Here is a 26,378-nt window from a genome sequence, read left to right on the forward strand (position 1 = left end):
TGTCTCCTTCCGGCTTCAGTTGCGACTCTGACGACACTGAGCCAAGTCATCGCAATACTGCGGATGGCACTATAATAAGGAGATATCACGATGGCTAAAGGCACCGTGAAATGGTTTAACGCAACTAAAGGTTTTGGCTTTATCGCGCCCGAGCATGGCTCCAAGGACGTTTTCGTTCATGTGTCCGCTCTTGAGCGCGCTGGCATCCGCCAGCTGGATGACGGCCAAGCCGTACAGTTCGATCTGGAAAGCGACCGTAACGGCCGTGAATCCGCAACGAACCTCGTTCTGGCCTGAACGAAAGTTCAGTCCGTGTGACGCGAAAAGCGGGGGTGACGCAAGTCACCCCCGCTTTTTGGTATGCGGTGCAGGGGCTGCATGCCCCTACTCTGCCGCAGTGACAAAAAACTTGTCGCCGCGCGGGCCGGTAACCGTGCCCTCATCGAACAGCGCCGCAATCTCGCCCCCTGACAGCCCAGCCACATCGGCCAGCACTTCTTCGGTATGCGCGCCCAGAGCGGGGGCGGGGGCCGGTTTTTGCCGCGCGCTTTGCGAGAAATCCAGCGGGGAGGCGGGCGTCGGATAGCGGCCGATGCCGGGCTGGTGCACCATATGGAACATCGGATTTTCCGGCGAAAGGTCAGGGTCTTCGTGAACCGCCTGCGCGAAACTGCGAAATTGCGACCATGTCACGCCTGCGCGGTCAAACTCTGCGGCGAATTGCGCAACGCCATGGCGCGCGAAAAACGGGGCAAGGATTTCGGTAATCGCAGCGCGGTGGCGGAAGCGCGCGCCCTCCTCCGACAGGGTCTCGCCAATGCGGGCCTGCAAAGCGGCAATCGCGTCTTGCGTGCCAGTGGCTTTTACCAGCCCGCGCCATTGCCGGTCGGTCAGGCCAATGACCATGACGCGCGCACCATCGGCGCAGATGAAATCCTGCCCGTAGCCGCCATATAGCGCATTGCCATATTTGGCCCGGTCGGTGCCATTGACCGCCACTTCCCCAATGATCCCCAGATTGCCCAGCATCGCCGCCGCCGCATCTTTCAGCGAGAACAGCACTTCCTGCCCCTGCCCTGTGCGCAAACGGTGCCGCTCTGCCGCCAGCAGGGCCGTGACGGCCATATTGCCTGCAATGCAATCCCAAGCGGGCAACACATGCGAGACAGGGTCGGACGACCCCTCTGGCCCTGTGGCCGCCGGAAAGCCCAAGGACGGGTTGACCGAGTAATCCACCGCCGCGCGGCCATGCCGGTCACCCAGAAGCGCCACCATCACCAGATCTTTGCGGTAGCGCGAAAGCGTTTCATGGTCCATCCAGCCGCGCACGCGCAGATTTGTCAGGAACAGGCCCGCATCCTCGCCCGGTGCGGTGATGATGCGGGTGATCAATTCGCGCCCTTTGGGCGATTTCATATCGACCGCGACAGATTTCTTGCCCTTGTTCAGCCCCGCCCAGAACAGGCTTTGCCCGTCTTTCGTGACCGGCCAGCGCTTGGCGTCCAAGCCCCCCTCGATGCGGTCAAAGCGGATCACCTCTGCGCCCATCTGCGCCAGTGTCATGCCCGCCAGCGGAATTGCCACAAATGCCGACCCTTCAATGACGCGCATCCCCTTGAGAATTCCCATTGGCTATTCCTCCCAGTCAAAGCGGGCTTGCAGCCCTTGGTGGCCTGCTTCGGCCACAGTGCAGAGCTTGAGCGCCCCCGGCCCATCGGCTTCGGCTTGCAGGTGCAAATGCCCGTCAAACATCGGATGCACGCCGCGAAAGCTGAAGCGCGTGGGCGCGTGGCCGGTGTGGCGCATGGCCGCTTCCATCAGCAATGTCGCCTGCATCGGCCCATGCACAACCAAACCGGGGTAGCGTTCGGCCCCTGTGGCATAGTCGCGGTCATAATGGATGCGATGCGCGTTATACGTCGCCGCCGAATAGCGAAACAGCCGCACAGGGCCAACTTCGACCCGTTCGTTGAAGATCGGGGCCTCTGGCGCAGCTATGGCACGCGGCGCGCGAAACCTGTCGGGGATCGGCAGATAGACGATATCCTGTTCCTCGCGGATCTGCGCGCCGCCCTGCCCGCGCAGGTCGTGGCCGACGCGCACGAAAGCCATGTCGCCGGTATGGCCGGTCTTGAAATCGACACTCAGGATTTCAGAGCGTTTGGTGATCTTCTCGCCAATGGCAAAGCGGCCCTTGAAGGCCAGCTTGCCGCCCGCCCACATGCGCCGGTTAAAGGGCAAGGGCGGCAGAAAGCCGCCCAGTTTGGGGTGTCCGTCAGTGGCGATATCTGCAATCGGCACAAATTCGGGAAACGCCGCCCAATGCCACAGAACCGGCATGATTGCGCCTGTGTGAATGGCGGGTTGCGGGGCCGCCGGTTGCCCCAGCGCGCCCATCAGCATGCCTGCAAATTCGGGCGACAGCGCGCCTTCGCGCGTCTCGACGCGTCCGACCCAGGCCTGCGCGTCTTGCGGGGTGGCGGCGGTGCCGTGCATCGGGCCTTCGGATTTGCTCATGCGGCCTGCCTCGCACCCAGAACGCGCGCGATGGTTTCGCCCATAGCAGACGGTGTGGGGGCCACTGTAATGCCCGCAGCAGACAGGATTTCGACCTTTTCCTGTGCAGATTCGCCAAAGGCCGAGATGATCGCGCCCGCATGGCCCATCTTGCGGCCCTTGGGGGCCGACAGACCGGCGATATAGGCCACAACAGGCTTGGTCATGTGATCGCGCGCATAGGCGGCGGCTTCAGCTTCCTGCGGGCCGCCGATTTCGCCGATCATCATGACGGCATCGGTATCGGGGTCTGCCTCGAACAGTTCCAGAATGTCGCGGAAGGATGAGCCGTTGATCGGATCACCGCCAATGCCCACCGAGGTGGACACGCCAATGCCCAGCGCCTTCATCTGGCTGGCGGCCTCATAGCCCAGAGTGCCCGACCGCCCCACAATGCCCACACGCCCCGGCAGGTAGATTGCGGGCGGCATGATGCCCATGAACCCTTTGCCGGGGCTGATGATGCCTGCGCAATTGGGGCCGATGAAGCGCATTTTGCGCGCGGCGGGAAAGCGGCGCAGGAACCGTTTGACGCGCATCATGTCTTGCGAGGGGATGCCATCTGTCACGCAGACCGCGAATTTCAGCCCTGCTTCGGCCGCTTCCATAATCGCATCCGCCGCACCGGGGGGCGGCACGAAGACCAGCGAGGCTTCTGCCCCCACGGCCTCGACCGCTTCTTTCACAGTGTTGAAAATCGGGCGGCCCAATACGGTTTCGCCCCCCCGCCCCGGCGTTACACCGCCCACGACATTGGTGCCGTGTTTGATCATGTCTTCGGCGTGGAATTTGCCAATACGCCCGGACATGCCTTGCACGATAACGCGGGTGCTCTCGTCAATCAGAATGGTCATTGTGAATGCTCCTTCAAGCGGCCATGCGGGGGCGTGCGGCCACCGCAGTGGCGGCGGCTTCGGCCAAAGTATCGGCAGACAGCAGCGGCAGGCCCGACTCGATAATGATCTGCCGCCCTTCTTCCACATTGGTGCCCGCAAGGCGCACCACGACCGGCAGGGTCAGGTTCAGGTCGCGGTAAGCTTGCACCACACCAGCGGCCACCCAGTCGCAGCGGTTGATGCCTGCGAAGATATTGACCAAGATCACCGACACGTTCGGGTCTGACAGCACAGTGCGAAAGGCCGCGACCACGCGCTCCGCGCTGGCCCCGCCCCCGATATCAAGGAAATTGGCAGGCTGCCCGCCTGCAAGCTGGATCATGTCCATCGTGGCCATCGCCAGCCCTGCGCCATTGATGATGCAGCCGATATCGCCCTCCAGCCCCACATAGCTCAGGCCATGTTCAGCGGCGGCATCTTCGCGCGGGTCTTCTTGGCCCGGGTCGCGCAGGGCCGCGACTTCGGGGCGGCGGAACAGCGCGTTTGTGTCGAAACTCATCTTTGCATCCAGCGCCACCAGATCACCGCTGCCAGTGATAACCAGCGGGTTGATTTCCACCATCGTGGCATCCTGATCGCGGAAGGCGCGGTAGCAGGCGCGCAGCACCGTGGCGAATTGCGCAACCTGTGCGCCTGCCATGCCCAGCCCGAAGGCCAGTTCACGCGACTGGAACGGCGCAAGCCCCACGGCGGGGTCAATCACCATGCGGATCAGGGCGTCGGGCTGTTCTTCGGCCAGATCCTCGATCTCCATGCCCCCTTCGCGCGAGGCGACGATCATGATGCGTTCGGATTTGCGGTCCAGAACAAGGCCCAGATACAGTTCCTTGCCAATATCCGTGGCCTGTTCCACCAGCAGTCGGTGCACGGGCTTGCCGCCCGCATCCGTCTGCTTGGTCACCAGATTGCGGCCCAGAAGCGACAGCGCAAAGGCGCTGACTTCGGCCTCGGACTGGCACAGCTTGACGCCGCCTGCCGCCCCGCGCCCGCCTGCATGGACCTGCGCCTTGACGACAACCGGAAAGCCCAGTTTGCGCGCCTCGTGCATGGCCTGTTCGGGTGCAAAGGCAATGCCGCCATCGGGGACGGGCATGCCAAAGCGTTTTAAAAGATCCTTGGCCTGATGTTCGTGAATATCCATGATCAATCCCTCTTTTATTCGGCGGCAACAGGGGCTTGCCCGCGCGCCTCGATGGCCTGAGCCAGTGAAATCACGTTCATCGCCATCTTCTCGGATGCTGCATCGATCATCTTGCCATCCAGCGCGGCGGCCCCTTTGCCTGCCGCTTCGGCCTTGCGCAATTCCTCGATAATGCGGTGTGCGCGGGTGACTTCGGCCTCTGGCGGGCTGAAAACGGTATTTGCCATCTCGATCTGGCTTGGATGAATGGCCCATTTCCCTTCAAACCCAAGGGCCGCAGCGCGTTCGGCGGCCAGAATATAGCCATCAGGGTCGGCGAAATCGCCAAAGGGGCCGTCCAGCGCGCGCAAACCATAGGCACGGCAGGCAATGATCATACGCGACAGTGACGCATGCCATTGATCGCCCGGATAGGCGGGGTTCAACCCGCCGATATTGACTGTGCGCGCGCGCATGGAGGCTGCGTAATCCGCCACCCCGAAATGCAACGCTTCCAACCGCGAGTCGGATGTGGCGGCATAGCGGGCAATCTCTTCGACATTGGCCATGCCAAGGGCGGTTTCTATCAGCGCCTCGATCCCCACACGGCGGGTCAATCCACAGGCCTGCTCGATCTGGTTGACCAGTGCTTCAACCATATACAGATCGGCCACAACGCCCAGTTTCGGCACCAAGAGCATATGCACGCGGTCGCCTGCCTGTTCCATGATATCGACCACATCGCGGTACATATAGGGCGTGTCCAACCCGTTGATCCGCACACTGACAGTCTTGCCGCGTGCTTCCCAGTCGATGCGGTTCAGCGCCTCGACCGCGTTTTTGCGGGCCTGTGCCTTTTCGGGCGGGGCCACGGCATCTTCCAGATCCAGAAACACCACATCGGCGGCACTTTCAGCGGCCTTGTCGATCATGGTGACATTCGATGCGGGTACTGCAAGCGTAGAGCGTTGCAGCCGCTGCCTGCGCAGCGGATAAAGAGAATGGCTCATCGGGGGAAATCCTTATTCGGCGGCTATGGACAGGGCAGGCGCTTGGGCTTCGCCAGCGAAGATATGTTGCGCGGCGGTAATGCCAGCACCAAGGGTGACAGGCGCACCCGCCGCTTTCAGCGACAATTCGGCAATGCCAAGGGCAGTCAGACACATGCCTTCATTCAGATCGCCCAAATGGCCGATGCGGAACGCCTTGCCCGCAAGCGGGCCAAGCCCGCCGCCGAAATGGGTGTTGTACCGCGTGCGCGCGATCGAGATCACCTCGCGCGCGTCAATGCCGTGGGGGGTGCGGATGGCGGTCACCGTGTCCGAGGCGAAGATGCGATGCTCGGCCACAGTGGACAGGCCAAGAGCGGCCACGCCCGCGCGCACCCCTTCGGCCAGCCGGTGATGGCGGGCAAAGACATTTTCCAGCCCCTCGCTGTGCAACCGCGTCAGCGCGGCGCGCAACCCGTGCAGCAATTGCGCAGGCGGGGTGAAACAGAACGAGCCACCCTCATGCGCGGCCAGCATGGCGCGCAGGTTCAGAAAGCTGCGTGGCATATGGCTGTTCTCCATCGCGGCAAGGGCGCGCGGGCTGGCGGCCAGAATGCCCAGCCCTGCGGGGCACATCAGCCCTTTCTGGCTGCCCGCCACGGCCATATCGACGCCCCATTGGTCCATCTCGAAGGGGATGGACCCGATAGAGGACACACCATCCACAAACAACAGCGCATCATGGAAACAGGCGTCCAGCGCGTGACGCACGGCACCCACATCCGAGGTGACACCCGTTGCGGTTTCATTATGAGTGACAAACACCGCCCTAATCTCGCCATGCCGGTCAGCACCAAGGCGGCGTTCCACCTCGCGCACCGGACAGGGCGCACCCCATGCGACATCGATAATCTCGACCTGCAAGCCCATCGCCTGCGCCATATCGGCCCAGAGTGCGGAAAACTGCCCGTGGCGTGCCATCAGCACTTTGTCGCCCGCATTCAGCGTGTTGGTGATTGCCGCTTCCCATGCGGCTGTGCCGGAACCGGGAAGCAAGGCAATCTGCGCCTCTCGCGTGCCGAAGACGGGCTTCAGCCCTGCCAGCACAGGCTGCAACAAAGCGCCGAATTCCGGCGCGCGGTGGTCTTGCATCGGCACGATCATGGCGCGCTGCACGTCAGCGGGCACATTGGTGGGGCCGGGAATGAACAGATGGGCAGTGCCGGTCAGCATAACGAATCCTCCCTCGTTAGCGTCACCATGACAGACGCAACCGCGATGCTGCGAATGAAAGCGGGTTCTGCTGTAAATGCGAGAGTTTACACAAACGTGTTCTTGTAATATTGTAAACACAACATTTGCAAAGACTGTCGAGGGATGGCAACATGCGCAAAACCTTTATCGGGCCCCATCTGCGCCGCCTGCGACAGGATGCCGGTGAAACCCAAGCCCATATGGCGCGGCGGCTGGGGATCAGCGCGGCCTATGTCAACCTGCTGGAAAACAACCAGCGGTCGGTGTCTGTGGCCATTTTGCTGCGGCTGTTTGAACATTACGGTGTGGATTGGCACGACATTGCCGAAGATGGCGCAGGCGCGCGGCTGGCAGATATGCGCGGTGCGCTGCAAGACCCGTTATTTGACGGCACGCGCCCCGATCTGCATGAATTGCGCGGCGCGCAGACCCATAGCCCCACTGTGATCGAGGCCTTCTTGCGCCTGCACCGCGCCTATATGACCGCCTCTGACCAGTTGCTGGCCCTTGCCGCCCACCCCGGAGAGATGGAGCCGATTTTCAGCGCATCGCCCGAAGGGGCCGTGCATCATTTCTTTCGCCGCCAGCGCAACCATTTCCCCGTGCTGGAACAGGCCGCAGCTGAAGTCTGGGGCGATGCACCGCCCGCCACAGATGACCTGTATGCCGCGCTGAAAGCGCGCCTGCATGACCGCCATGGAATTTCTGTCCGGCAGGTGCGGGTCAATGACCTGCCCCGCACCCTGCGCCAATATGACCAAAGGCGCGGCGAAGTGCTGCTATCCGAAGCCCTTGACCACCCCAACCGTGTCTTTCAGCTGGTGCATGTTCTGGGGCTGATCGAATGCCGCGACCAGATCGAGGGGTTGCTTGTCACCTCCGGGATTGAAGACAAACAGGGTCGCGCGCGCTGTCTGGTGGAACTGGCAAATTATTTCTCTGCCGCAGTCCTGATGCCCTATGACGCCTTTCTGGCCGAGGCGCGCGCCTCGAAATATGATTTCGACCATTTGGCCACGCGCTTTGGTGTCAGTTTTGAACAGGCCTGCCACCGCGCCACAACAATGCAGCGCGAAGGGGCGCAGGGTGTTGCCTTTTTCTTTCTGCGTTTGGACAAGGCGGGCAACGTGACCAAACGCTTCAATGCAACCGATTTTCATCTGGCCGAATATGGCGGTGCCTGCCCCAAGCTGGATGTGCACATGACCTTTCGCCTGCCGGGGCGGATTGTGCCGCAGCTGGTGGAAATGCCCGATGCTTCGCAATATTTCGTCTTCGCGCGCACTGTGGACCGCCCGACATTTGAACGCCACGGGCAGGATAACCGGCTGACTGTGGCGATGGGCTGCACGATCCAGCATGCGCCGGAAATCGGCTATGCCGAAGGGATTGCCCTGCAAGGGGCCGCGGCCACGCCCATCGGGATCAACTGCCGCATCTGCCCGCGCGCGGGCTGTGAACAACGCGCGCATCAGGCCAGTGTGCTGAAAACCCCTGTCGATGAAAGCCGCAGAGGGGCCACGCGCTATGATGCCTGAGCGGGCAGTTGTGCCAGCCACCTGTGCGCCTTAGCACAGCAGCTGTTGGCCTGTGTCCCATGCGGATGGCCGCGAATTGCGCTATATGTGGCTCAAGTCAATATGCAGGAGCACGCCATGACACCCCCACACGCGCAAGCGCCCATTGCAGGACTGCACCATGTCACTGCCATTTCCGGCCCAGCGCAGGAAAATCTGGAATTCTACACAAGCACGCTGAAAACGCGGCTGATTAAACAGACGGTCAATTTCGATGCGCCTGAAATGTACCATCTGTATTATGGCGCAAAGGATGCGACGCCCGGTTCCGTGCTGACATTCTTCAACCGCGAGTCGCGCGAACAGGGGCAGGCGGGCGCAGGGGCCGCGCAGGCTTTTGCCTATGCGGTCGCGCCCGATGATCTGGCGCGGTGGCATGCCGAACTTGGCGGGCGGATAACAACGCGCTTTGGCGCGCAGGTGCTGTCGCTAAGCGACCCGCATGGCCAAGCCTTTGAAATGGTGGCAGATGCGGATGCGGGCGCATGGGGCGAGTTTCATTCGGTCACCCTATGGGTCGCGGACCCTGCCCCCACGGCGCAAATTCTGACCGAGGTGTTCGGCTATGCCTTTGCGGGCGAAGACCGCGGGCCGGATGGCACACGCCTGCGCTACACCCTGCCCGGCGATGCGCCGGGGCGCGTGGTGGACCTGTGGCGCGCGGACACGCCGCGCAAGGCCCGCCCCGGCCCTGGCACCATCCACCATGTGGCCTTTCGCGCGCGCGACGGCGCGCATCAGCAACAGTTGCGCGCGGCATTGCTGGCGCGGGGTGAAAACGTAACCGAGGTGAAGGACCGCCAGTATTTCAAAGCCATCTATTTCCGCGAACCGAGCGGGATATTGTTTGAAATCGCCACTGACGGGCCGGGTTTTGATGCGGACGAGCCGATGTCCAGCCTTGGCCAAAGCCTGAAGCTGCCCCCCCAGCACGAGCCGCGCCGCGCGGAATTGGAACAGCGCTTGCCACCGCTGAAGCTGACGCACGCATAACACCCAAGGGCGCGCCGCACAAAACATGCGGGAGTCCCTGATGCAGGTTAGTGTCGGGGTGCAGGCAACCAGCGAAAGCTGTCTGGTGGCGCATATGGCCTTGCGGTGTGTTCGGCCAGCGCCAACCCCCTTCTGAAAGGACCAACGCGATGGGTAACGACAAGAAGAAAAAAGCCGCATCAGGATCAAAAGCTGCCAAACCGCAATCGGATTACAAGGCAAATGAATCCGAGGGCAAGGCCAGCAAATCCGACAGCAAATTTCAAAAAGCCATCGGCAAGGCAAAAGACGCCTCGCGCAAGGGCTAAAGCAACCTCAGGAAAAAACTGACAGACTTTCGGTTCAAAATTGCGGCCAAACCAAAAAAGCTAAAGCGTTTCGGTGTTGCACCAAAAAACCGGAACGCTTTCAGCGCGCCCGCTCACTGCCGGTTGGCAGAAAGCCTGCACTGCTTGGGCGGTGCAGGCTTTCTGCCGCGCGCCCCCTTACCGCCGCCGGACAGAGTTGCCACCCGCTACAATCCCGTTAATCAGGGCTGCGACGGCTGCGTGTTTGTCTGCGTGATCACCAGCGGGGGCATATTCATGGGCATCTGCCGCATCCCGCAACAGGCCGACAATCTCTTTCTCGGGCAGGATGTTGCGGTCATTCAGCGCCAGAAGCAGCGCTTCACAAATGGCCAAGGCGGCTGTTCCGGCAATATCGTTGGGGACAGTCATCATCAGCCTCGCTTTCATATGGACAGGAACGGATGCGCCTGCATCCGCGTCATCGGGAACGTTGCGTGATCTTAGGGGTTGTCGTGTTGAAATGACTGATCCAAAGCAGCTTGACTCGGAACTTTATAAACGATCTGGAAGGGCTGGCAGCATTCCGCCATGCCTTGGGGCGACATGCATGCAAATCGCGCACAGCGCCCTGACCCAAAAACTCTCTGCTTTTGTGGTGTTGTCAGACACCGATCTGGACACGCTGGCGCGATTTCACCGCCGCAGGCGCAGCTTTGCTGCCGGACATTCCCTGATCCATGAAGGGCAAAACCACAAATCCGCCTTCATTCTGGCCGAAGGCTGGGCCTGTTCCTACAAGATGTTGCCAGATGGCGAGCGACAGATCGTCGGCATTCAGATCGCAGGTGACTTTCTGGGCTTGCGCAGCATTCTGTTCCGAACCTCGGATCATAGTCTGGAAGCGGTGACCCGCATTGAGGCATCCGAAGTGCTGGCATCCGATATTCTGGACAGTTTCGCGCAAGCCCCGCGCCTTGCCACCGCTGTGCTATGGGCCGCATCGCGGGATGAGGCGATGGTGGTCGAGCATCTGGTCAATCTGGGGCGGCGCTCTGCCGAGATGCGCATGGCGCATTTCCTGCTGGAACTGCGCGCAAGGCTGAAACTTGTCGGCATCGGCGATGCAAGCGGGTTTGACTGCCCGCTGACACAATACCATTTGGCCGATATCCTTGGCCTGAGCGCGGTGCATGTCAATCGCGTCTTGCGTCATTTGCGCGAAGATGGGCTGGTCACCTTTCAGAAAGGGCGTGTCATGTTCCATGACATTGCCGCACTTGGAACCCTTGCAGGGTTCGACCCCGATTATCTGGATCAGGACGGGCCATTGCTGCGCTAGTGCTCCGTGCCTGACACAAAATGCCGCCCTGCGTGACAAAGGGCGGTTTGGCGGGGTTTTCAGCCGTTTGCGCGGAGTCAAGGCGCGTAGCGCCGCCGCGCATCGCCGGGCCGTACCCCGGCACGGCGATTTGGCTTGGCTACGCGCAAAGCCTTGATCTTTCGCGGATTTGGCTGGTATAAAGTGCTGTAGCAGGGCGCGAGGATCGCCGCACCACGGCCCGACGCTACGCGGCTTGGGTCATCTTTCCAATCTCCGCCAGGCCCTCAAACCTGTCATTGCGCATTTTTTTGTCAGATAGGAACCATCAACTATAAGCGCTTTCCTTGCCGAAATGCCGTGTCAGCAGATAATAGACGACAGCGCGGTATTTGTTGCGCTCTGAGCGTCCGTATTGTTCGATCACTGCATCAATCGCATCATGCAACTCCTGTCCGTCAGACAGACCCAGCCGCTTTATCAGAAAATTCCGGCGCACTGTGTCCAGTTCATGCTGTTGGGTGGCCGCGACTGTGCTGGCATCGGCATTATAGATCGACGGGCCACACCCGATCGTCACTTTGCGCAGCAAATCCATATCGGGTTCAACCCCGCATTTTTCGCGCAGATCGCTTGCATAACGCGCGATCAGGTCATCTCTGCGTCCCATATCTTTAATCTCCAAAATTGAAATCATGAAAAAAGCCTTGATCCGACTGCGCAGATCAGGCCCAGAGTGGAAGAAAACCCACCCTGAACCAAGTTAAATTTGCACGCTGCGGCTAATTTTTCGTCACAGCATCCCAAGCAGTTGCGGGGTTGGCCAGCCATCGGCAGGCAGGCCAAGCTGGGCTTGAATATCTTGCACCGCCGCGCGCGTATTCGCGCCCAAGATCCCGTCAACCGCACCCACATTGAAGCCGCGCTGTGACAGGCGTTGCTGCAACTGGCGCATCTGGTCTTGATTCAAACCTGTCTCTGGGTTTCCGGCCTGATAGACCGGCGCGCCCGACAGGCGCGTGGCGAAATAGGCAGCCGTGGTGACATAGATAAAGCTTTGGTTCCATTCAAACAGCACGCGGTAATTGTGGAACACCATAAAGGCTGGCCCCCGATGGCCCTGCGGCACAATGACCGAGGCCCGCAGATTGCCCGATGGCAAACGCCCATGCGTGGGGCGCACGCCCAATTGCTCCCACTGGCTGACTGTCATCTCGGTGCGAATACCCGTGCGCGTCAGGTCCAGCCCTTGCGGCAGCGCGACTTCATGCATCCACGGCTCGTTCGCGCGCCAGCCCTTGGCGCGCAGCATGGCAGCGGCAGAAAGCAGCGCATCGGGGGCCGAGCGTTGCAAATCAATCCGCCCGTCGCCATCGCCGTCGACAGCGTAATTGATGATATCCGAGGGCAGCTTTTGCACCATGCCAATCTCGCCCGCCCATGCGCCGCGCGTCTGCACAGGGTCCAGCATGCCGCGGCGATACATTTCCAGTGCTGCGAAAACCTGCGGGCGGAACAACTCTGGCCTGCGGCAGTCATGCGCCAAAGTCACCAGCGCGTTCACTGTGTTGAAATCGCCCTGAACTGCACCAAAATCCGTCTCGAACGCCCAGAAGGCCAGCAAGATGCCGGGCTGAACCCCGTATTGCTGCTGTGCGCGGTCAAACACCGCGCGCTGGCGGTCATAATTGCGCTGACCATTGCTCATCCGGCCTTGCGAGATCAGCGCGCGCGAGAAATCCAGAAACGGGCGCTGGAAAATGCCTTGGCGGCGATCGGCATTGATGACGCTTTGTTCTTGCCGGACATTGCGAAAGAAACTGTCAATGCGGGCACGGTCATGGCCCTGTTGGGCGGCCTCGGATTTCAGCCCCTCCACGAAAGCGCCGAAATTGCCACCACAGCTTTGGGCCTGCACACCAGATGCAAGGCCAACCGATAGAACTGCTGCAAATATTGAAAGAAAACGCATAACACCCCCTGAGAAACTTGTCACACGCTAGCGCATGAAAACCCTCAGGGGGAGTCGTTTTTATGTGATCTGTTTACAGAGATGCGCGGCCATGCGGGGCATCGAAATCCAGCACAGGATTGATCGGGATGATCCGGTTGGGGTTAATCGTGTCATGGCTGTAATGGTAATGCCGCACGATATGGTCCATCCGCACAGTCTGCGCCACGCCGGGGTGTTGGTACAGATCGCGCGTATAGGCCCAAAGGGCCGGGTAATCGACGATCCGGCGGCGGTTGCATTTGAAATGCAGGTGATAGACGTTGTCAAAGCGCACCAGTGTGGTGAACAGCCGCCAATCCGCTTCGGTCAGCGTGTCGCCCATCAGGTAGCGCCGCGTGCTCAGGCGCTCTTCCAGCCAGTCCAGCGCGTCGAATAGCGGGTAGACGGCCTTCTCATAAGCCTCTTGCGTGGTGGCAAAGCCCGATTTGTAAACGCCGTTATTCACTTCGTCATAGACCCGCGCATTGATCGCGTCGATCTCTTCGCGCAGGGCTTCGGGGTAGTAGTCGTCGGAATTGCCGGTCAGCCCGTCAAAGGCCGAGTTGAGCATGCGGATAATCTCTGCCGATTCATTTGACACAATCTTGCCCTGCTTTTTGTCCCACAGCACAGGCACAGTCACGCGCCCCGAAATCTGCGGGTCGGCGCGGGTATAGATGTCGCGCATAAAGGCAGAGCCGAACAGCTTATCGCCGGTCGCACCGTCGAAATCATCACCAAAGGTCCAGCCGTCATCCAGCATTTCGGGATGCACTGCCGAGACATCGATCATCCCCTCCAAGCCTTTCAGCGCGCGAAAGATCAAGGTGCGGTGCGCCCAAGGGCAGGCATAGGACACATACAGGTGGTAGCGCCCCGCTTCGGCCTTGAACCCGCCCTCGCCCGAGGGGCCGGCACTGCCATCGGCGGTGACCCAGTTGCGAAACCGCGATGTATCGCGCTTGAACGCGCCGCCGGTCTTGCTGGTGTCATACCATGCGCTTGACCATTCTCCATTGACCAGTTGGCCCATTGCTAAACTCCTTTTGCTACCCGACTGATTTGGCCCCAACCCGTCGGGATAACAAGCTGCGCACATGCGCAGGGCCTGTGCGCGGCACTATTGCAGATCACCAAAGGCGCGCTGCAACCGTGCGACTGCGTCCTCTATCACGGATCGCGGCGCGCCCAAATTGAAGCGCAGGAAGCTGGTGCCGCCGGTGCCGAAAGTCGGCCCATGATTGGCGGCAATCTGCGCCTCGTGTTCCACCCTTGCAGTGAATTCGGCCACATCCATGCCTGTGCCCGAAAAATCGACCCATGCCAGATAGGTCGACTCCAGCGGCATGGACTGCAGGCCGGGGATTGCATTCACCCCGTCATCAAACACTTTGCGGTTGCCATCCAGATAGGCGCATAGCGCATCGACCCATTCCGCGCCTGCGGGCGAATAGGCGGCCGTTACGGCATGCAAACCGAATGAATTGGGTGAAATGCCCATCGCGGCCAGGGTTGCCCCGAACTGGCGGCGCAGCGCCTCGTCCCCAATAATAACATTCCCGCAATGCGTGCCTGCAAGATTGAAGGTCTTGGATGCAGCGGTCAGCATAACCAGCCGGTCTGCGCAATCGGGTGCGGCCACAGGCATGGGCGTGTGGTGGCACCCGGGCATGACCAGATCATGGTGTATCTCGTCCGAGACAAGCAGCAGATCATGGCGCGCGCAGAATTCTGCCACTCCGCGCAATTCCTCCGCGCTCCAGACCCGCCCGCCGGGATTATGGGGCGAGCACAGGATCAACATCCGCTCTGCCCCTGTCATCTGCGCATCGGCGGCGTCGAAATCCATCTCGTAGCGCCCCCCCACCAGCGCCAGCGGGCATTCGACCACGCGCCGCCCCGCCGCATGGATGGTTCGTGCAAAGGCGTGGTAGACAGGTGTGAACAAAACCACACCGTCACCCGGCTGCGTCCATGTGTGCAGGCACAGACCAACCGCATTGACCAGCCCATGGGTGGTGAAAATATCGCCCGGCGCCACCTGCCAGCCATGGCGGTGGTCCATCCACCAGCAGATCGCCGCGCGATAGGCGGAATCATCGCCGAAATAGCCGTAAATCCCATGATCCAGTGCGGCTTGCAGCGCATCCTGCACCGTTTGCGGCGGGCGGAAATCCATATCGGCCACCCACATGGCAATGCCTGTGTCAGGCGACACGCCATACAGCTTTTCCATCATGTCCCATTTGGTGGAATGCGTGCCGCGCCGGTCGATGATCTGGTCGAAATTCATGTCTGCCCTCCGTTTCGCACCAAAGCTGGCCCGCCTGTCCGCAAGGTGCAAGCACAAAAGCCATTGAACGGCGCTTTGGCTTGGCTTACATCGCCGGTCATGAGCATTAGACCGATCCTGATCCACCCCGACCCGCGCCTCAAGAAGCTGTGCCAGCCGATTGAGAGTGTCAGCACAGATATCGGCAAACTGGCCGAAGACATGCTGGAAACCATGTATGACGCGCCGGGCGTGGGCCTGGCCGCGCCGCAGGTCGGTGTGCTAAAGCGCCTGTTCGTGATGGATTGCGTCAAGGAAGAGGGGGAAAGCCCCCGCCCCATGGCGCTGATCAACCCCGAGATTATCGCCACCTCGGACGAGGTGAACACCTATGAGGAAGGCTGCCTGTCCATTCCCGAACATTATGCCGAAGTCACCCGCCCCAAGCGGGTGACCCTGCGCTGGTTGGGGCTGGACGGAAAAACCCATGAAGAAGAATTCGATGGGCTGTGGGCCACCTGCGCCCAGCACGAGCTGGACCACCTGAATGGCAAGCTGTTCATCGACCATCTGGGCACGATCAAACGCAGCATGATCACCCGCAAGATGCAGAAACTCAAGCGCGACAAGGCACGCGGGTGAGCGTGCGGCCCTGCATCCGCTGGCCCGACAAGCGGCTGCGCAGCCCCGCCGCGCCGGTTGAGGGGATCTCGGACGAGATCCGCGCCATCTGGGCCGATATGATCGACACGATGGAGGCAATGCCCGGCGTGGGCCTTGCTGCCCCCCAAATCGGCGTGATGTTGCGGCTGGCCGTGGTCGATGCGTCAGAGGGGCGCGGGCAAGCGGTGTGCATGGCCAACCCCGAAATCCTGCATGCCAGCGCCAAATTGCGCGCCCATGATGAAGGCAGCCCCAACCTGCCCGGCGTCTGGGCGCGGATCGAACGGCCCCGCGCGGTGACGGTTCAGTTCCTGAATGCGGCAGGCGAGGTCGAGCAGCGCGATTTCGTGCATCTCTGGGCGACAAGCGTGCAACACCAGATCGACCATCTGAATGGCCGGATGTATTTCGACCATCTCAGCCCGCTGAAACGCGACATGCTGCTGCGCCGCGCCCGCAAATCGGGCTAGCCCCTCGCCAGAAAGGACCGACAGAATGCGCGTTATCTTCATGGGCACGCCCGATTTCTCGGTCCCCGCACTAGAGGCCGTGCATGCCGAACATGACGTGGTCTGCGTCTATACCCAGCCCCCGCGCCCCGCAGGGCGGGGCAAGAAACCCCGCCTGACAGCTGTGCATGCCCGCGCCGAGGCCCTGGGGCTGGAGGTGCGCCACCCTGCCAGCCTGAAAGACGCAGCCGCACAGGCCGAATTTGCAGAAATTCAGGCCGATATTGCTGTGGTGGTCGCCTATGGGTTGATCCTGCCGCAAGCGGCGCTGGACGCGCCGCGCTTGGGCTGCCTGAACATCCATGCCAGCCTGCTGCCGCGCTGGCGCGGCGCGGCACCCATCCAGCGCGCGATCATGGCGGGCGATGCCGAGACAGGCATCTGCATCATGCAGATGGAAGCGGGGCTGGATACAGGCCCCGTCCTGCTGCGCGACACGACCCCAATTGCACCGCTGGACACCGCCCAGACCCTGCATGACAGGCTGTCGCAGATGGGCGCGCGGCTGATTGCGCGTGCCTTGGCCGAATTGCCCGCGCTGCGTGCTACAGCGCAGCCCGAAAATGGCGTCACCTATGCCGCCAAGATCGACAAATCCGAGGCGCGTCTGGACTGGACCCGCCCCGCCGAAGAGGTCGCGCGCCAGATCCGTGGCCTCTCCCCCTTTCCGGGGGTGTGGATCGACAGCCCGCTTGGGCGGCTGAAACTTCTGAACGCGCGCGCGGTGGACGGGGACGGCACACCGGGCGCACTCCTGCACGGGCTGACCGTGGCCTGTGGCACAGGCGCGGTGGAAGTGCTGGAAGCCCAGCGCGAAGGCAAACGCGCGATGTCGGCAGAGGAGTTGCTGCGCGGGGCGGGTGCGGCGCGCGGGTGATCTGCGACCAGCGTCGGGGAACCAGAGCGCAAGGGCCGTCGCGCGCGGGGGCGCTCCACCCGTTGGGCTATTGCGCTTTATGCAGGCCATGTCCGAATGGCGGTCAGGCTATGCGCTTGTGGTGGCCAAGGCGTTGCGGGTTTGTGGCAAGCGGTCTTCCTATTGACGCAAGCGCAAACACAAAAAGCAAAGCGCAAAGCCGCGCAAGGGCCGTCGCGCGCGGGGGCGCCCCACGCGTTGGGCTATTGAGCTTTATGCTGGCAATGTCCGAATGACGGTCAGGCTATGCGCTTGTGGTGGCCAAAGCGCCGCCGCTCGGGGGCGCGACGGCGCTTGCGCGGCGGGCTGACGCCCTTGATCCCGCGCAAAGATATTCCTGCCGTTCCGTAAAGTAGTCTTCATCAAGGCTTTTTATGTCCAGTCACACATCCAACTCCTCCACAAACCGCGCATTCTCTGAAATATACTGGAACCGCAATTCCGGCTTCTTGCCCATCAGCCGCTCGACCAGATCTGACGTCTCGCCCGGCAGGTCGTCATCCACCGACACCCGGATCAACCGGCGCGAGGCGGGGTCCATGGTGGTTTCTTTGAGGTCTTTCGCGTCCATCTCGCCCAAGCCCTTGAAGCGCGACACATCGACCTTGCCCTTGCCGCCAAACCCTTCGGCCATCAGCCGGTCTTTTTCGGCCTGATCCAGCGCATAGACGCGCTTGGCCCCCTGGGTCAGGCGAAACAGCGGCGGGCAGGCCAGATACAGGTGGCCTGCATCGATCATGGGCCGCATCTGGGTGAAGAAAAACGTCATCAGCAGCGCTGCAATATGCGCCCCGTCCACATCGGCATCGGTCATGATGATGATCTTGTCATAGCGCAGGTCATCCAGCCGGAACTTGGTACCCAGCCCCACCCCCATCGCCTGACACAGATCCGAGATTTCGGCATTCGTCCCCATCTTGGACGAGGCCGCGCCCAGCACGTTCAAAATCTTGCCGCGCAGGGGCAGCAGCGCCTGTGTTCTGCGGTCGCGTGCCATTTTGGCCGACCCGCCCGCAGAATCCCCCTCGACGATGAACAATTCGGTGCCCGCGCGGTTGGTGGCCGAGCAATCCACCAGTTTGCCCGGCAGGCGCAGTTTCTTGGTGGCGGTCTTGCGGCTGGTTTCCTTTTCCTGCCGCCGCTTCAGCCGTTCTTCGGCCCGCAGCACCAGAAAATCAAGGATTGCCCCTGCCGCTTTGGGGTCGGCGGCCAGCCAGTTGTCGAAATGGTCGCGCACGGCCCCTTCGACAAGGCGCGCGGCCTCGGTCGTGGCAAGGCGGTCCTTGGTCTGGCCCACGAATTCCGGCTCTCGGATAAAGCACGACACCAGCGCGCAACCGCCTGTTATCATGTCTTCGCGGGTGATCTGTGCGGCCTTTTTGTTATTGGCCAATTCACCATAAGCGCGGATGCCTTTCAGCACGGCCGCCCAGAAACCTGCCTCATGCGTGCCGCCCTCGGGCGTGGGCACAGTGTTACAGTAGGATTGCACGAACCCGTCACGCGCGGGCGTCCAGTTGATCGCCCATTCCACCGATCCGGGCTGGTTGAACTTTTCCTGAAAGCCCACCTTGCCCGCAAAGGGCTTGTCGGCATAGGTCAGATTGCCTTTCAACTGCTCGTTCAGATAATCCGCCAGACCACCGGGGAAGTGGAACACCGCTTCCATCGGGGTGTCGCCATCCTCGACCGCGGATTTCCAGCGGATTTCCACGCCCGAAAACAGATAGGCCTTGGAGCGTACCATTTTCAGCAGCCGCGCGGGGCGGAATTTCAGCGCCCCGAAAATCTCGGCATCGGGGTGAAAGGTAAAGGTTGTGCCGCGCCGGTTGGGCGCTGGCCCCACCTTGACCACCGGCCCTTGTGGAATGCCGCGCGAGAATTCCTGCGCGTAAAGTTCACGGTTGCGCGCCACCTCGACCCGCAGGTGATCTGACAGCGCATTGACCACGCTGGCCCCTACCCCGTGCAACCCGCCCGAAGTTTCATAGGCTTTGCCCGAAAACTTGCCGCCAGCATGCAGGGTGCACAAGATCACCTCCAATGCCGACTTGCCGGGGAATTTGGGGTGCGGGTCAATCGGGATGCCGCGCCCGTTGTCGCGGATGGTGATCGAATGATCGGCGTGCAACTCCACCTCGATGCGCGAAGCATGGCCCGCCACGGCCTCGTCCATCGAGTTGTCCAGAACTTCGGCAACCAGATGGTGCAGCGCGCGTTCATCGGTGCCGCCGATATACATGCCGGGGCGCTTGCGCACCGGCTCCAACCCCTCCAGCACTTCGATGGAAGAGGCATCGTAACTCTCGGATTGCGACAACAGGTCGGACATGGGCTGCTCGATTCTACAAGGGGTGATTACACCACCAATAGACCATTGCCGCGCGAGAGTCGCAAGGCGTTGGGGCCGTGCCGCATTATGTGATGCCGCCAGCACGTTTTGCGTTCACAAGACGCAAGGCGTACAGATATGTCAGTCCCGAAACGCCCTGACCGAAAAATTGTCCAGCCCCATGCTTTCATCGCGGACATGCTGGTTGGTCGTGGCCTTCAGCCCGAAATTAAAGCCCTGTGGCGGTGGATTATCGGCAACAACCTGCACCCGCCAGACCCCATCGCGCCAACTTTCGGGCCTATCACTGATCGTGCTGTCGGTAAAATAGCCGGCGCGCTGGTGAACGATGTTGACGTCATATGTGGTGCCATTCAGTTCAAAACTGCCGGTCGGGTTTTGGGTCGAGTTGCTGGTAAAGGCGCTGAAATGCACTTCCTGCCCATTGATCTGGAAAGCCACCCCATCACCACGCCCGCCAAGATGGACATCATTGTTAAGATTGTCTGCGCGCCAGCCATCCCAGCTGTCCAGCGTCAGCAGGTCAAATTCGATCACTGCGCGCGTTGTGTCACTGGGCAGGCGCACGGCATATTCAATCGGGGCTTCGGACCCTGCGAAAGGGCCAAGGAAATGGCCCAGCGCCTCTGTGTAGCTGATGCGGCCGACATTCCAGCCACTCGTATCGCCATTCTCGAAACTGGCCGAGACCAGCTCGAAACTGTTGCCAAGAAAGTCGTAAAGCCGCCCGACGCTTCCGCCGGACAGGGTTTGTTGAATCGTATTGCCAAGTTCGGCCACGCCAACCCGCACCGGCCCCGCGCTTAACAGCCCCAACCCAACAACTGAGCCAGTCAGCACCACCCAGTCAACGGTTACCGCGCCATCTTCGCTCTGCAAAAAATTTCTTATCCGCATAATATCCTCAAGAATCTGGCGATAATGAAGGCGTGTTTACTGTGTGAATAGGGCGATATCTTGACGAAACCTGTGCGTGAATATGACCCGGCGCCGCACTCATGCGGGCGGCGCGCAGCCCCAGTCAGCACCATGTGCAGGAAGTGTCAGACCTGCGTCCAGAGGTGAAACAGCATGCCCATTGCGAACGCGCCGCCCAGCGAAATTGCGATATACAGCGCAAAGACACGCAACTTGACCAAAGCCCAGACCGCAATCGCCGCAGGCAGAGAGGTGACGCCGCCTGCGATCAGAAACGCCATGCCTGCACCTGCCTGCATGCCTTGATCCATCAGCGTGGCGATCAGCGGCAGTGCCGCATAGCCGTTGAAATAGGCGGGCACCCCCACAACTGTTGCAATCGCAATCGGGGCAAGGCCAGTGCCGCCCAGCGTCTGCGTGACCAGTTCGGCAGGCAGATACGCCAGCATCAGGCTTTCCAGCAGAAACGCAAGCGATAGCCATTTCAGCAGGAACAGGAATGTCTTGGCCCCCTCAGTGCGGAATTTGCTGACCCGCGCAGGGTCTTGCCAGAAGGCCCAGACGGGCGGCTTTGGCGCGCGCACTTTCGTGCCGCCGCAGCCGCCATTGCCCACCCCCTCGCGCAAGGGGTCGCTCAGCCCGCCTGCGCGGATGATCAGATGCACGACAGTGCCGCCCAATACCCCCATGCCAAGCGCGATCAGCGTCTTGGCAATCGCAAATTCCAGCCCCAGCACACCGGCTGTCAGAACAAACATTGACGGGTCCATCAAGGGAGAGGCAAGCCAGAACGCCATGACCGGCGCCAATGGCACGCCAATGGCCAGAAGTGCTGCAATCAGCGGAATTACCCCGCAGGAACAAAACGGCGACAGCCCCCCCGCCAGCGCGCCCATCACAATCATCATCGCGGGCGCGCCGGTAAAAGCTTTTGCGATCAGGTTATCTGCCCCTGTGGCCCCGGCCCATGCAGCAATCAGAATAGAGACAGCAAGGAAGGGGGCAATCGACACCAGCGCATTTGCCACTTTCGCCACAGATGGCCCGAATTGCCCCGGATCAACCACACTCACCCCCAACAAGATGACAAGAAATGCCACCCAAGGCCGCTCTTTGCGCCACAAATGCTGCCACGCCGCCGCCAAAGGGCCGGGTTGCGGAAGGGAATGGTCGGTCATATCTATATCTCCGGCTTTCTGGTTATATTTGGCGCACTGCTTAATTTTGAGGCTTTAATCTTGGCGCGCCAATGCTGGCACGCCCTTGCAACACTCGCTCATCAGGAAATCCAGCACATCGCGCATGGCGTCCATATCCGCGCGCGTCTCAACCTCTCGCCCCTTGCGGGTTTGCACAATAAGGCCCGCTTGTTTCAGGCTGCGCAGATGATGCGCAAGCGTGGATAGCGGCATATCCAGATGCGCCGCGATTTCCCCCACCAGCACCCCATCAGGGCCAGCCCGCACCAACAGCCGGAACAATGTCAGCCGTGCGGGGTGACCAAGGGCCGCGAGGGCTGCGGCGGCGGAATCGGTTTGTGTGCTCATACTCCCAAATATAACTAAAAAACTGGTTTTGTAAATACACCACCGACAGGTTTACCCCGCCCGCGCGCAACAAATGAAAAGAAATCTGCCCATTTTGCGCAATCTCGCCTTTTTCCGGCATTGACGCGGGGATATCGCGCGCTTAGTTACGGCATGCTGGCGAATGGTGGATGGCAATGGAAAATGCTCTCGTAGGGATTGTGGGAAAGATGCGCATGGGCCGGTAACGGACTCCCACTCAGGAACCCATGCGCCCCCGAAACCCACGGGGGCTTTTTTAATGCCTGCCGCCGCGCTAAAGCGCATTTGAATTCGACGTTGGATGGAGCAAACGATGACACGTCAGATGACCGGAGCGAAGATGGTGGTTCAGGCCCTGAAGGATCAGGGCGTCGAAGTGGTGTTCGGCTATCCCGGCGGTGCTGTACTGCCCATCTATGATGAGGTTTTTCAGCAAAACGACATTCGCCACATTCTTGTACGCCATGAACAGGGCGCGATCCATGCCGCCGAAGGCTATGCGCGCTCGACCGGCAAGCCCGGTGTTGTGCTGGTCACCTCTGGCCCCGGTGCAACCAATGTGGTGACCGGCATTGTCGATGCGCTGATGGATTCCATCCCGATAGTCGTGCTTGCCGGTCAGGTGCCGACATTCATGATCGGCTCTGATGCGTTTCAGGAAGGCGACACTGTCGGCATCACCCGCCCCTGTACCAAGATGAACTGGCTGGTCAAGGAAACCGACAAGCTGGCGGAAACGATCCATCAGGCGTTTCATGTTGCAACCTCTGGCCGCCCCGGCCCTGTTTTGGTGGACATCCCCAAGGATGTGCAATTCGCCACCGGCACCTATTGCGAAAAGCCAAAGGCCAAAACCAGCCATTACGCCCCCCGCGTCAAGGGTGACCCCGAGATGATCACCAGACTGGTCGAGTTGATCGAGACTGCGGAACGCCCTGTGTTCTACACAGGCGGCGGCGTCATCAACTCTGGCCCTGCGGCCAGCCAACTGCTGCGCGAACTGGCCGAGGCAACAGGCTTTCCTGTCACCTCGACCCTGATGGGGCTTGGGGCCTATCCGGCATCCGGTCAGGCATGGCTGGGCATGCTGGGCATGCATGGCACCTATCAGGCGAATTGGGCGATGCATGATTGCGACCTGATGATCAATATCGGCGCGCGGTTCGACGACCGGATCACAGGGCGGATCAACGCGTTCAGCCCCGACTCGAAAAAAGCGCATATCGACATTGACCCGTCTTCAATCAACAAGGTCATTCATACCGATGTGCCCATCATCGGCGATGTGGGGCATGTGCTGGAAGATGTGCTGAAAATCTGGAAATCACGCGGGCGCAAGATCAACCGCGAAGGGCTGGCGCGCTGGTGGAAACAGATTGAAGAATGGAAGGCCGTGAATTGTCTGGCCTATAAACCCAGCGCCACCTCGATCCGTCCGCAACATGCCATTGCGCGGCTGGAAGCGCTGACCAAAGGCATGGACCGCTACATCACCACCGAAGTGGGCCAGCACCAGATGTGGGCGGCGCAATACCTGGGCTTCGAAGACCCCAACCGCTGGATGACATCGGGGGGCTTGGGCACCATGGGCTATGGCCTGCCTGCCTCGGTCGGGGTGCAGATTGCCCACCCGGATGCGCTGGTCATCAATGTCGCGGGCGAGGCGTCTTGGCTGATGAACATGCAGGAAATGGGCACGGCCATGCAATACCGCGCCCCCGTCAAGCAGTTCATCCTGAACAATGAACGCCTTGGCATGGTGCGCCAATGGCAGGAACTCTTGCATGGCGAACGCTATTCAAGCTCTTGGTCCGAAGCGCTGCCCGATTTCGTCAAACTGGCCGAGGCGTTCGGCTGCAAGGGCATCCGCTGCGACAACGAGGCCGATCTGGATGACGCGATCCGCGAAATGCTGGCCTATGACGGGCCGGTGATTTTCGATTGTCTGGTGGAAAAGCACGAAAACTGCTTCCCCATGATCCCCTCGGGCAATGCCCATAATGACATGCTTCTGGGCGACGCCGAGACGCAGGGCGTTATCGGTGCTTCTGGCGCAGTGTTGGTGTAAGGAAAAAACATGTCTGCTCTGCAAATCAAAAAAGGCTCGTCCAAGCATTCCGCCTATGACCTGCGCGACCCGAATTCGGAACTGATCGAAACCCACACGCTTGCGGTCAGTGTCGACAACGAATCCGGCGTGCTGGCCCGTGTGATCGGGCTGTTTTCCGCGCGCGGCTACAATATCGACAGCCTGACCGTGGCCGAGGTGGACCATATGGGCCACCGGTCGCGCATCACGGTTGTGACATCGGGCACGCCGCAGGTGATCACCCAGATCAAGGCGCAGCTGGAACGCATGGTGATCGTGCATGAAGTGCATGACCTGACAGTTGAGGGGCCATCGGTGCAGCGCGAACTGGCGCTGTTCAAGGTCAAGGGCCGGGGCGAGGCGCGGATCGAAGCCTTGCGCCTTGCCGAAATCTTCCGCGCGAATGTGGTCGATTCCACGCTGGAAAGCTTCGTGTTCGAGATGACAGGCACGCCCGAGAAGGTCGATGCTTTTGCCGAACTCATGCGCCCGCTTGGGCTGGTCGAGGTTGCGCGCACAGGTGTGGCCGCTCTGGCGCGGGGCGCGTAAGCGCCCGCGCCAGCACCGTCAAAAAACTTGAAGGGCGGCCCATCGGGCCGCCCTTCTCAATTAGGTCAAACATGGTCAGCCGGAAATCAGGCTTCGTTTTCCAGCTCTTCAATCGCCTTTTGCAGATCATCCTTGCCGATTTCTTTCTCGGTCACAGCGACTTGCGCGATGATATGGTCCACAACCTTGTCTTCAAAGATGGGCGCGCGCAACTGCTGCTGCATCTGCGGGTTTTTCTGGATGAACTCGAAGAATGCGCGTTCCTGTCCGGGATACTGACGCGCCTGCGCGATAACCGCCTGCGTCATTTCCTGATCTGTCACTTCAACTTCGGCCTTCTGGCCGATCTCTGCCAGCAGCAGGCCCAGCTTCACGCGGCGCACGGCCAGCTTGTCGCTTTCCTCGGTCGTTTCAACTTCGCCATGGCTGTGATCATGCTGATCAACATCTTCCTGTGCGTCATGCCACAGCTGATGCGCGATCTGCTTGCTTTCTGCTTCCACCAGCGACGGGGGCAGATCGAAATTCACAGCCGCGTCCAGCGCATCCAGCAGCCCGCGCTTGAGCACGGCGCGCGATGCCTGCGCATATTCCGCTTCCAGCCGCTCGCTGATCTGGGTTTTCAGCGCTTCAAGGCTCTCTGCCCCGAAATGCTTGGCCAACTCATCGTCGATCACCGCTTCGGCAGGGGCTTTCACGGCCTTGACGGTGCAATCAAACACCGCTTCCTTGCCCGCCAGATGCTCTGCACCGTAATCGGCAGGGAAATTCACAGTCACAGCTTTTTCTTCACCGGCTTTCACGCCCACAAGCTGCTCTTCAAAGCCCGGAATGAACTGGCCCGACCCCAGCACCAGCGGGAAATCTTCGGCGGTGCCGCCCTCGAACGCCTCGCCGTCGATCTTGCCCACGAAATCCATCGTGATCTGGTCGCCGTCTTCGGCCGCGCCATCCTTGTCGTCGAAATTCTGCGCGTTCTTCGCCAGATTCTCCAACGCTTCCTGCACGGCGGCGTCATCGGCCTTAACCACCAGCTTTTCCAGCGCGATGCCGCTGAAATCGGGCGCGTCGATCTTGGGCAGCGCTTCGTAATTCAGCGCCACGACAACATCATCGCCTTCTTTCCAGTCTTCATTGGTCATTTTGACATCGGGCTGCGCCGCGGGGCGGTCGCCGCTGTCTTCAAAATGCTTGTTCATCGCGCCATCAACGGCGTCCTGCATTGCTTCGCCCAACAGGCGCTGGCCGAACTGCTTTTTCAGAAGCGCCATGGGCACCTTGCCCTTGCGAAAGCCCTTCATCTCGATCTCTGGCTGCGCCTCGACCAGCTTCTCATCGACTTTCGCCGCAAGTTCAGCTGCGGTCACAGTGATGGTGTAGCCGCGCTTGAGGCCTTCGTTCAGGGTTTCGGTCACTTGCATGAGCATCCTCGCATGTATGACAGGCCGCTCTGGCGGCGGCCTGATGAAATCTGCGCCTTACTAGGGTGCTGTCTGCGAAGGATCAACCCTCAATCTCTTTATTCCAACCTACCCGCAGAGTCGTTTTGCACTTT

26 protein-coding genes are annotated in these 26,378 nt (G+C 60.8%); 10 read left to right on the forward strand and 16 right to left on the reverse strand.

Annotated elements, in window-relative coordinates; all coding sequences use genetic code 11:
• Window positions 1–90 precede the first annotated feature (90 nt).
• On the forward strand, window positions 91–297 hold the full coding sequence (locus BG455_RS04250) for a cold-shock protein (RefSeq protein ID WP_071468711.1): 207 nt from the start codon (window positions 91–93) through the stop codon (window positions 295–297).
• Window positions 298–384: 87 nt separating this feature from the next.
• Here BG455_RS04250 and BG455_RS04255 read toward each other — a convergent pair whose 3' ends face one another.
• Genes BG455_RS04255 through BG455_RS04280 form a run of 6 tightly spaced genes read right to left on the reverse strand, consistent with a single transcriptional unit; the run spans window position 385 to window position 6,794 of the window.
• Window positions 385–1,629 (reverse strand): CoA transferase, encoded by a 1,245-nt coding sequence (locus BG455_RS04255; RefSeq protein ID WP_071468712.1) that lies wholly within the window; start codon window positions 1,627–1,629, stop codon window positions 385–387.
• Window positions 1,630–1,632: 3 nt separating this feature from the next.
• Window positions 1,633–2,517 carry an HTD2 family dehydratase gene (locus BG455_RS04260; protein ID WP_245735466.1) on the reverse strand — a complete coding sequence of 295 codons (885 nt, stop codon included), beginning with the start codon at window positions 2,515–2,517 and terminating at the stop codon, window positions 1,633–1,635.
• Window positions 2,514–3,410 carry a succinate--CoA ligase subunit alpha gene (sucD, locus tag BG455_RS04265; RefSeq protein WP_071468713.1) on the reverse strand — a complete coding sequence of 299 codons (897 nt, stop codon included), beginning with the start codon at window positions 3,408–3,410 and terminating at the stop codon, window positions 2,514–2,516. Before sucD ends, BG455_RS04260 begins: the two co-directional genes overlap by 4 nt.
• Window positions 3,411–3,423: 13 nt before the next feature.
• Entirely contained in the window at window positions 3,424–4,593 is a 1,170-nt protein-coding gene (locus BG455_RS04270) for a malate--CoA ligase subunit beta (RefSeq protein WP_071468714.1), read from the reverse strand.
• A gap of 14 nt (window positions 4,594–4,607) precedes the next feature.
• On the reverse strand, window positions 4,608–5,582 hold the full coding sequence (locus tag BG455_RS04275) for an HpcH/HpaI aldolase/citrate lyase family protein (RefSeq protein ID WP_071468715.1): 975 nt from the start codon (window positions 5,580–5,582) through the stop codon (window positions 4,608–4,610).
• 12 nt (window positions 5,583–5,594) lie between these two features.
• A complete protein-coding gene (locus BG455_RS04280; protein ID WP_071468716.1) occupies window positions 5,595–6,794 on the reverse strand; it encodes a pyridoxal-phosphate-dependent aminotransferase family protein in 1,200 nt (399 codons plus the stop codon).
• Window positions 6,795–6,946: 152 nt separating this feature from the next.
• On the opposite strand from BG455_RS04280, the gene BG455_RS04285 reads away from it, so the two are divergent.
• The 3 genes from BG455_RS04285 to BG455_RS17060 all read left to right on the forward strand — a co-directional run bounded on the left by BG455_RS04285 (window position 6,947) and on the right by BG455_RS17060 (window position 9,693).
• Window positions 6,947–8,353: a helix-turn-helix domain-containing protein gene (locus BG455_RS04285; protein ID WP_071468717.1), complete on the forward strand. Its 1,407-nt coding sequence runs from the start codon at window positions 6,947–6,949 to the stop codon at window positions 8,351–8,353.
• A gap of 117 nt (window positions 8,354–8,470) precedes the next feature.
• Complete coding sequence (locus BG455_RS04290) at window positions 8,471–9,385, forward strand: ring-cleaving dioxygenase (RefSeq protein WP_071468718.1); 915 nt, start codon at window positions 8,471–8,473, stop codon at window positions 9,383–9,385.
• Window positions 9,386–9,492: 107 nt separating this feature from the next.
• Complete coding sequence (locus tag BG455_RS17060; protein WP_143079875.1) at window positions 9,493–9,693, forward strand: hypothetical protein; 201 nt, start codon at window positions 9,493–9,495, stop codon at window positions 9,691–9,693.
• A gap of 177 nt (window positions 9,694–9,870) precedes the next feature.
• Here BG455_RS17060 and BG455_RS04295 read toward each other — a convergent pair whose 3' ends face one another.
• Window positions 9,871–10,107, reverse strand: coding sequence for a hypothetical protein (locus tag BG455_RS04295; RefSeq protein ID WP_071468719.1), 237 nt, complete (start codon window positions 10,105–10,107; stop codon window positions 9,871–9,873).
• A 175-nt stretch (window positions 10,108–10,282) separates the two neighbouring features.
• On the opposite strand from BG455_RS04295, the gene BG455_RS04300 reads away from it, so the two are divergent.
• Complete coding sequence (locus BG455_RS04300; RefSeq protein WP_071468720.1) at window positions 10,283–11,014, forward strand: Crp/Fnr family transcriptional regulator; 732 nt, start codon at window positions 10,283–10,285, stop codon at window positions 11,012–11,014.
• A 307-nt stretch (window positions 11,015–11,321) separates the two neighbouring features.
• Here BG455_RS04300 and BG455_RS04305 read toward each other — a convergent pair whose 3' ends face one another.
• From BG455_RS04305 to BG455_RS04320, 4 genes are all read right to left on the reverse strand, one after another.
• Window positions 11,322–11,663 carry a DUF2853 family protein gene (locus tag BG455_RS04305; RefSeq protein WP_071468774.1) on the reverse strand — a complete coding sequence of 114 codons (342 nt, stop codon included), beginning with the start codon at window positions 11,661–11,663 and terminating at the stop codon, window positions 11,322–11,324.
• Between the two features lie 123 nt (window positions 11,664–11,786).
• Window positions 11,787–12,965: a lytic murein transglycosylase gene (locus BG455_RS04310; RefSeq protein WP_071468721.1), complete on the reverse strand. Its 1,179-nt coding sequence runs from the start codon at window positions 12,963–12,965 to the stop codon at window positions 11,787–11,789.
• A 73-nt stretch (window positions 12,966–13,038) separates the two neighbouring features.
• Entirely contained in the window at window positions 13,039–14,019 is a 981-nt protein-coding gene (locus BG455_RS04315; protein WP_071468722.1) for a glutathione S-transferase family protein, read from the reverse strand.
• Between the two features lie 87 nt (window positions 14,020–14,106).
• A complete protein-coding gene (locus BG455_RS04320; RefSeq protein ID WP_071468723.1) occupies window positions 14,107–15,279 on the reverse strand; it encodes a MalY/PatB family protein in 1,173 nt (390 codons plus the stop codon).
• Window positions 15,280–15,378: 99 nt separating this feature from the next.
• Here BG455_RS04320 and def (BG455_RS04325) point away from each other — a divergent pair, with 99 nt between their 5' ends.
• Genes def (BG455_RS04325) through fmt form a run of 3 tightly spaced genes read left to right on the forward strand, consistent with a single transcriptional unit; the run spans window position 15,379 to window position 17,307 of the window.
• A complete protein-coding gene (gene def, locus BG455_RS04325; RefSeq protein ID WP_071468775.1) occupies window positions 15,379–15,900 on the forward strand; it encodes a peptide deformylase in 522 nt (173 codons plus the stop codon).
• Window positions 15,897–16,391, forward strand: coding sequence for a peptide deformylase (def, locus tag BG455_RS04330; RefSeq protein ID WP_071468724.1), 495 nt, complete (start codon window positions 15,897–15,899; stop codon window positions 16,389–16,391). Before def (BG455_RS04325) ends, def (BG455_RS04330) begins: the two co-directional genes overlap by 4 nt.
• A gap of 25 nt (window positions 16,392–16,416) precedes the next feature.
• Window positions 16,417–17,307, forward strand: coding sequence for a methionyl-tRNA formyltransferase (fmt, locus tag BG455_RS04335; protein WP_071468725.1), 891 nt, complete (start codon window positions 16,417–16,419; stop codon window positions 17,305–17,307).
• A 421-nt stretch (window positions 17,308–17,728) separates the two neighbouring features.
• On the opposite strand, the gene parE is transcribed toward fmt, so the two are convergent.
• From parE to BG455_RS04355, 4 genes are all read right to left on the reverse strand, one after another.
• On the reverse strand, window positions 17,729–19,678 hold the full coding sequence (gene parE / locus BG455_RS04340; RefSeq protein WP_071468726.1) for a DNA topoisomerase IV subunit B: 1,950 nt from the start codon (window positions 19,676–19,678) through the stop codon (window positions 17,729–17,731).
• Window positions 19,679–19,819: 141 nt separating this feature from the next.
• Window positions 19,820–20,596: a hypothetical protein gene (locus BG455_RS04345; protein ID WP_071468727.1), complete on the reverse strand. Its 777-nt coding sequence runs from the start codon at window positions 20,594–20,596 to the stop codon at window positions 19,820–19,822.
• A gap of 146 nt (window positions 20,597–20,742) precedes the next feature.
• Window positions 20,743–21,795 carry a permease gene (locus BG455_RS04350; protein WP_177190870.1) on the reverse strand — a complete coding sequence of 351 codons (1,053 nt, stop codon included), beginning with the start codon at window positions 21,793–21,795 and terminating at the stop codon, window positions 20,743–20,745.
• 54 nt (window positions 21,796–21,849) lie between these two features.
• Entirely contained in the window at window positions 21,850–22,164 is a 315-nt protein-coding gene (locus BG455_RS04355) for an ArsR/SmtB family transcription factor (RefSeq protein ID WP_071468729.1), read from the reverse strand.
• Window positions 22,165–22,498: 334 nt separating this feature from the next.
• On the opposite strand from BG455_RS04355, the gene BG455_RS04360 reads away from it, so the two are divergent.
• Window positions 22,499–24,253 (forward strand): acetolactate synthase 3 large subunit, encoded by a 1,755-nt coding sequence (locus BG455_RS04360; RefSeq protein WP_071468730.1) that lies wholly within the window; start codon window positions 22,499–22,501, stop codon window positions 24,251–24,253.
• A 9-nt stretch (window positions 24,254–24,262) separates the two neighbouring features.
• On the forward strand, window positions 24,263–24,823 hold the full coding sequence (ilvN, locus tag BG455_RS04365; protein ID WP_071468731.1) for an acetolactate synthase small subunit: 561 nt from the start codon (window positions 24,263–24,265) through the stop codon (window positions 24,821–24,823).
• A gap of 86 nt (window positions 24,824–24,909) precedes the next feature.
• Here ilvN and tig read toward each other — a convergent pair whose 3' ends face one another.
• Window positions 24,910–26,244 (reverse strand): trigger factor, encoded by a 1,335-nt coding sequence (gene tig / locus BG455_RS04370; RefSeq protein ID WP_071468732.1) that lies wholly within the window; start codon window positions 26,242–26,244, stop codon window positions 24,910–24,912.
• Window positions 26,245–26,378: the final 134 nt, after the last annotated feature.

The sequence above is a fragment of the Roseinatronobacter thiooxidans genome, assembly GCF_001870675.1.
Taxonomy (GTDB): domain Bacteria; phylum Pseudomonadota; class Alphaproteobacteria; order Rhodobacterales; family Rhodobacteraceae; genus Roseinatronobacter; species Roseinatronobacter thiooxidans.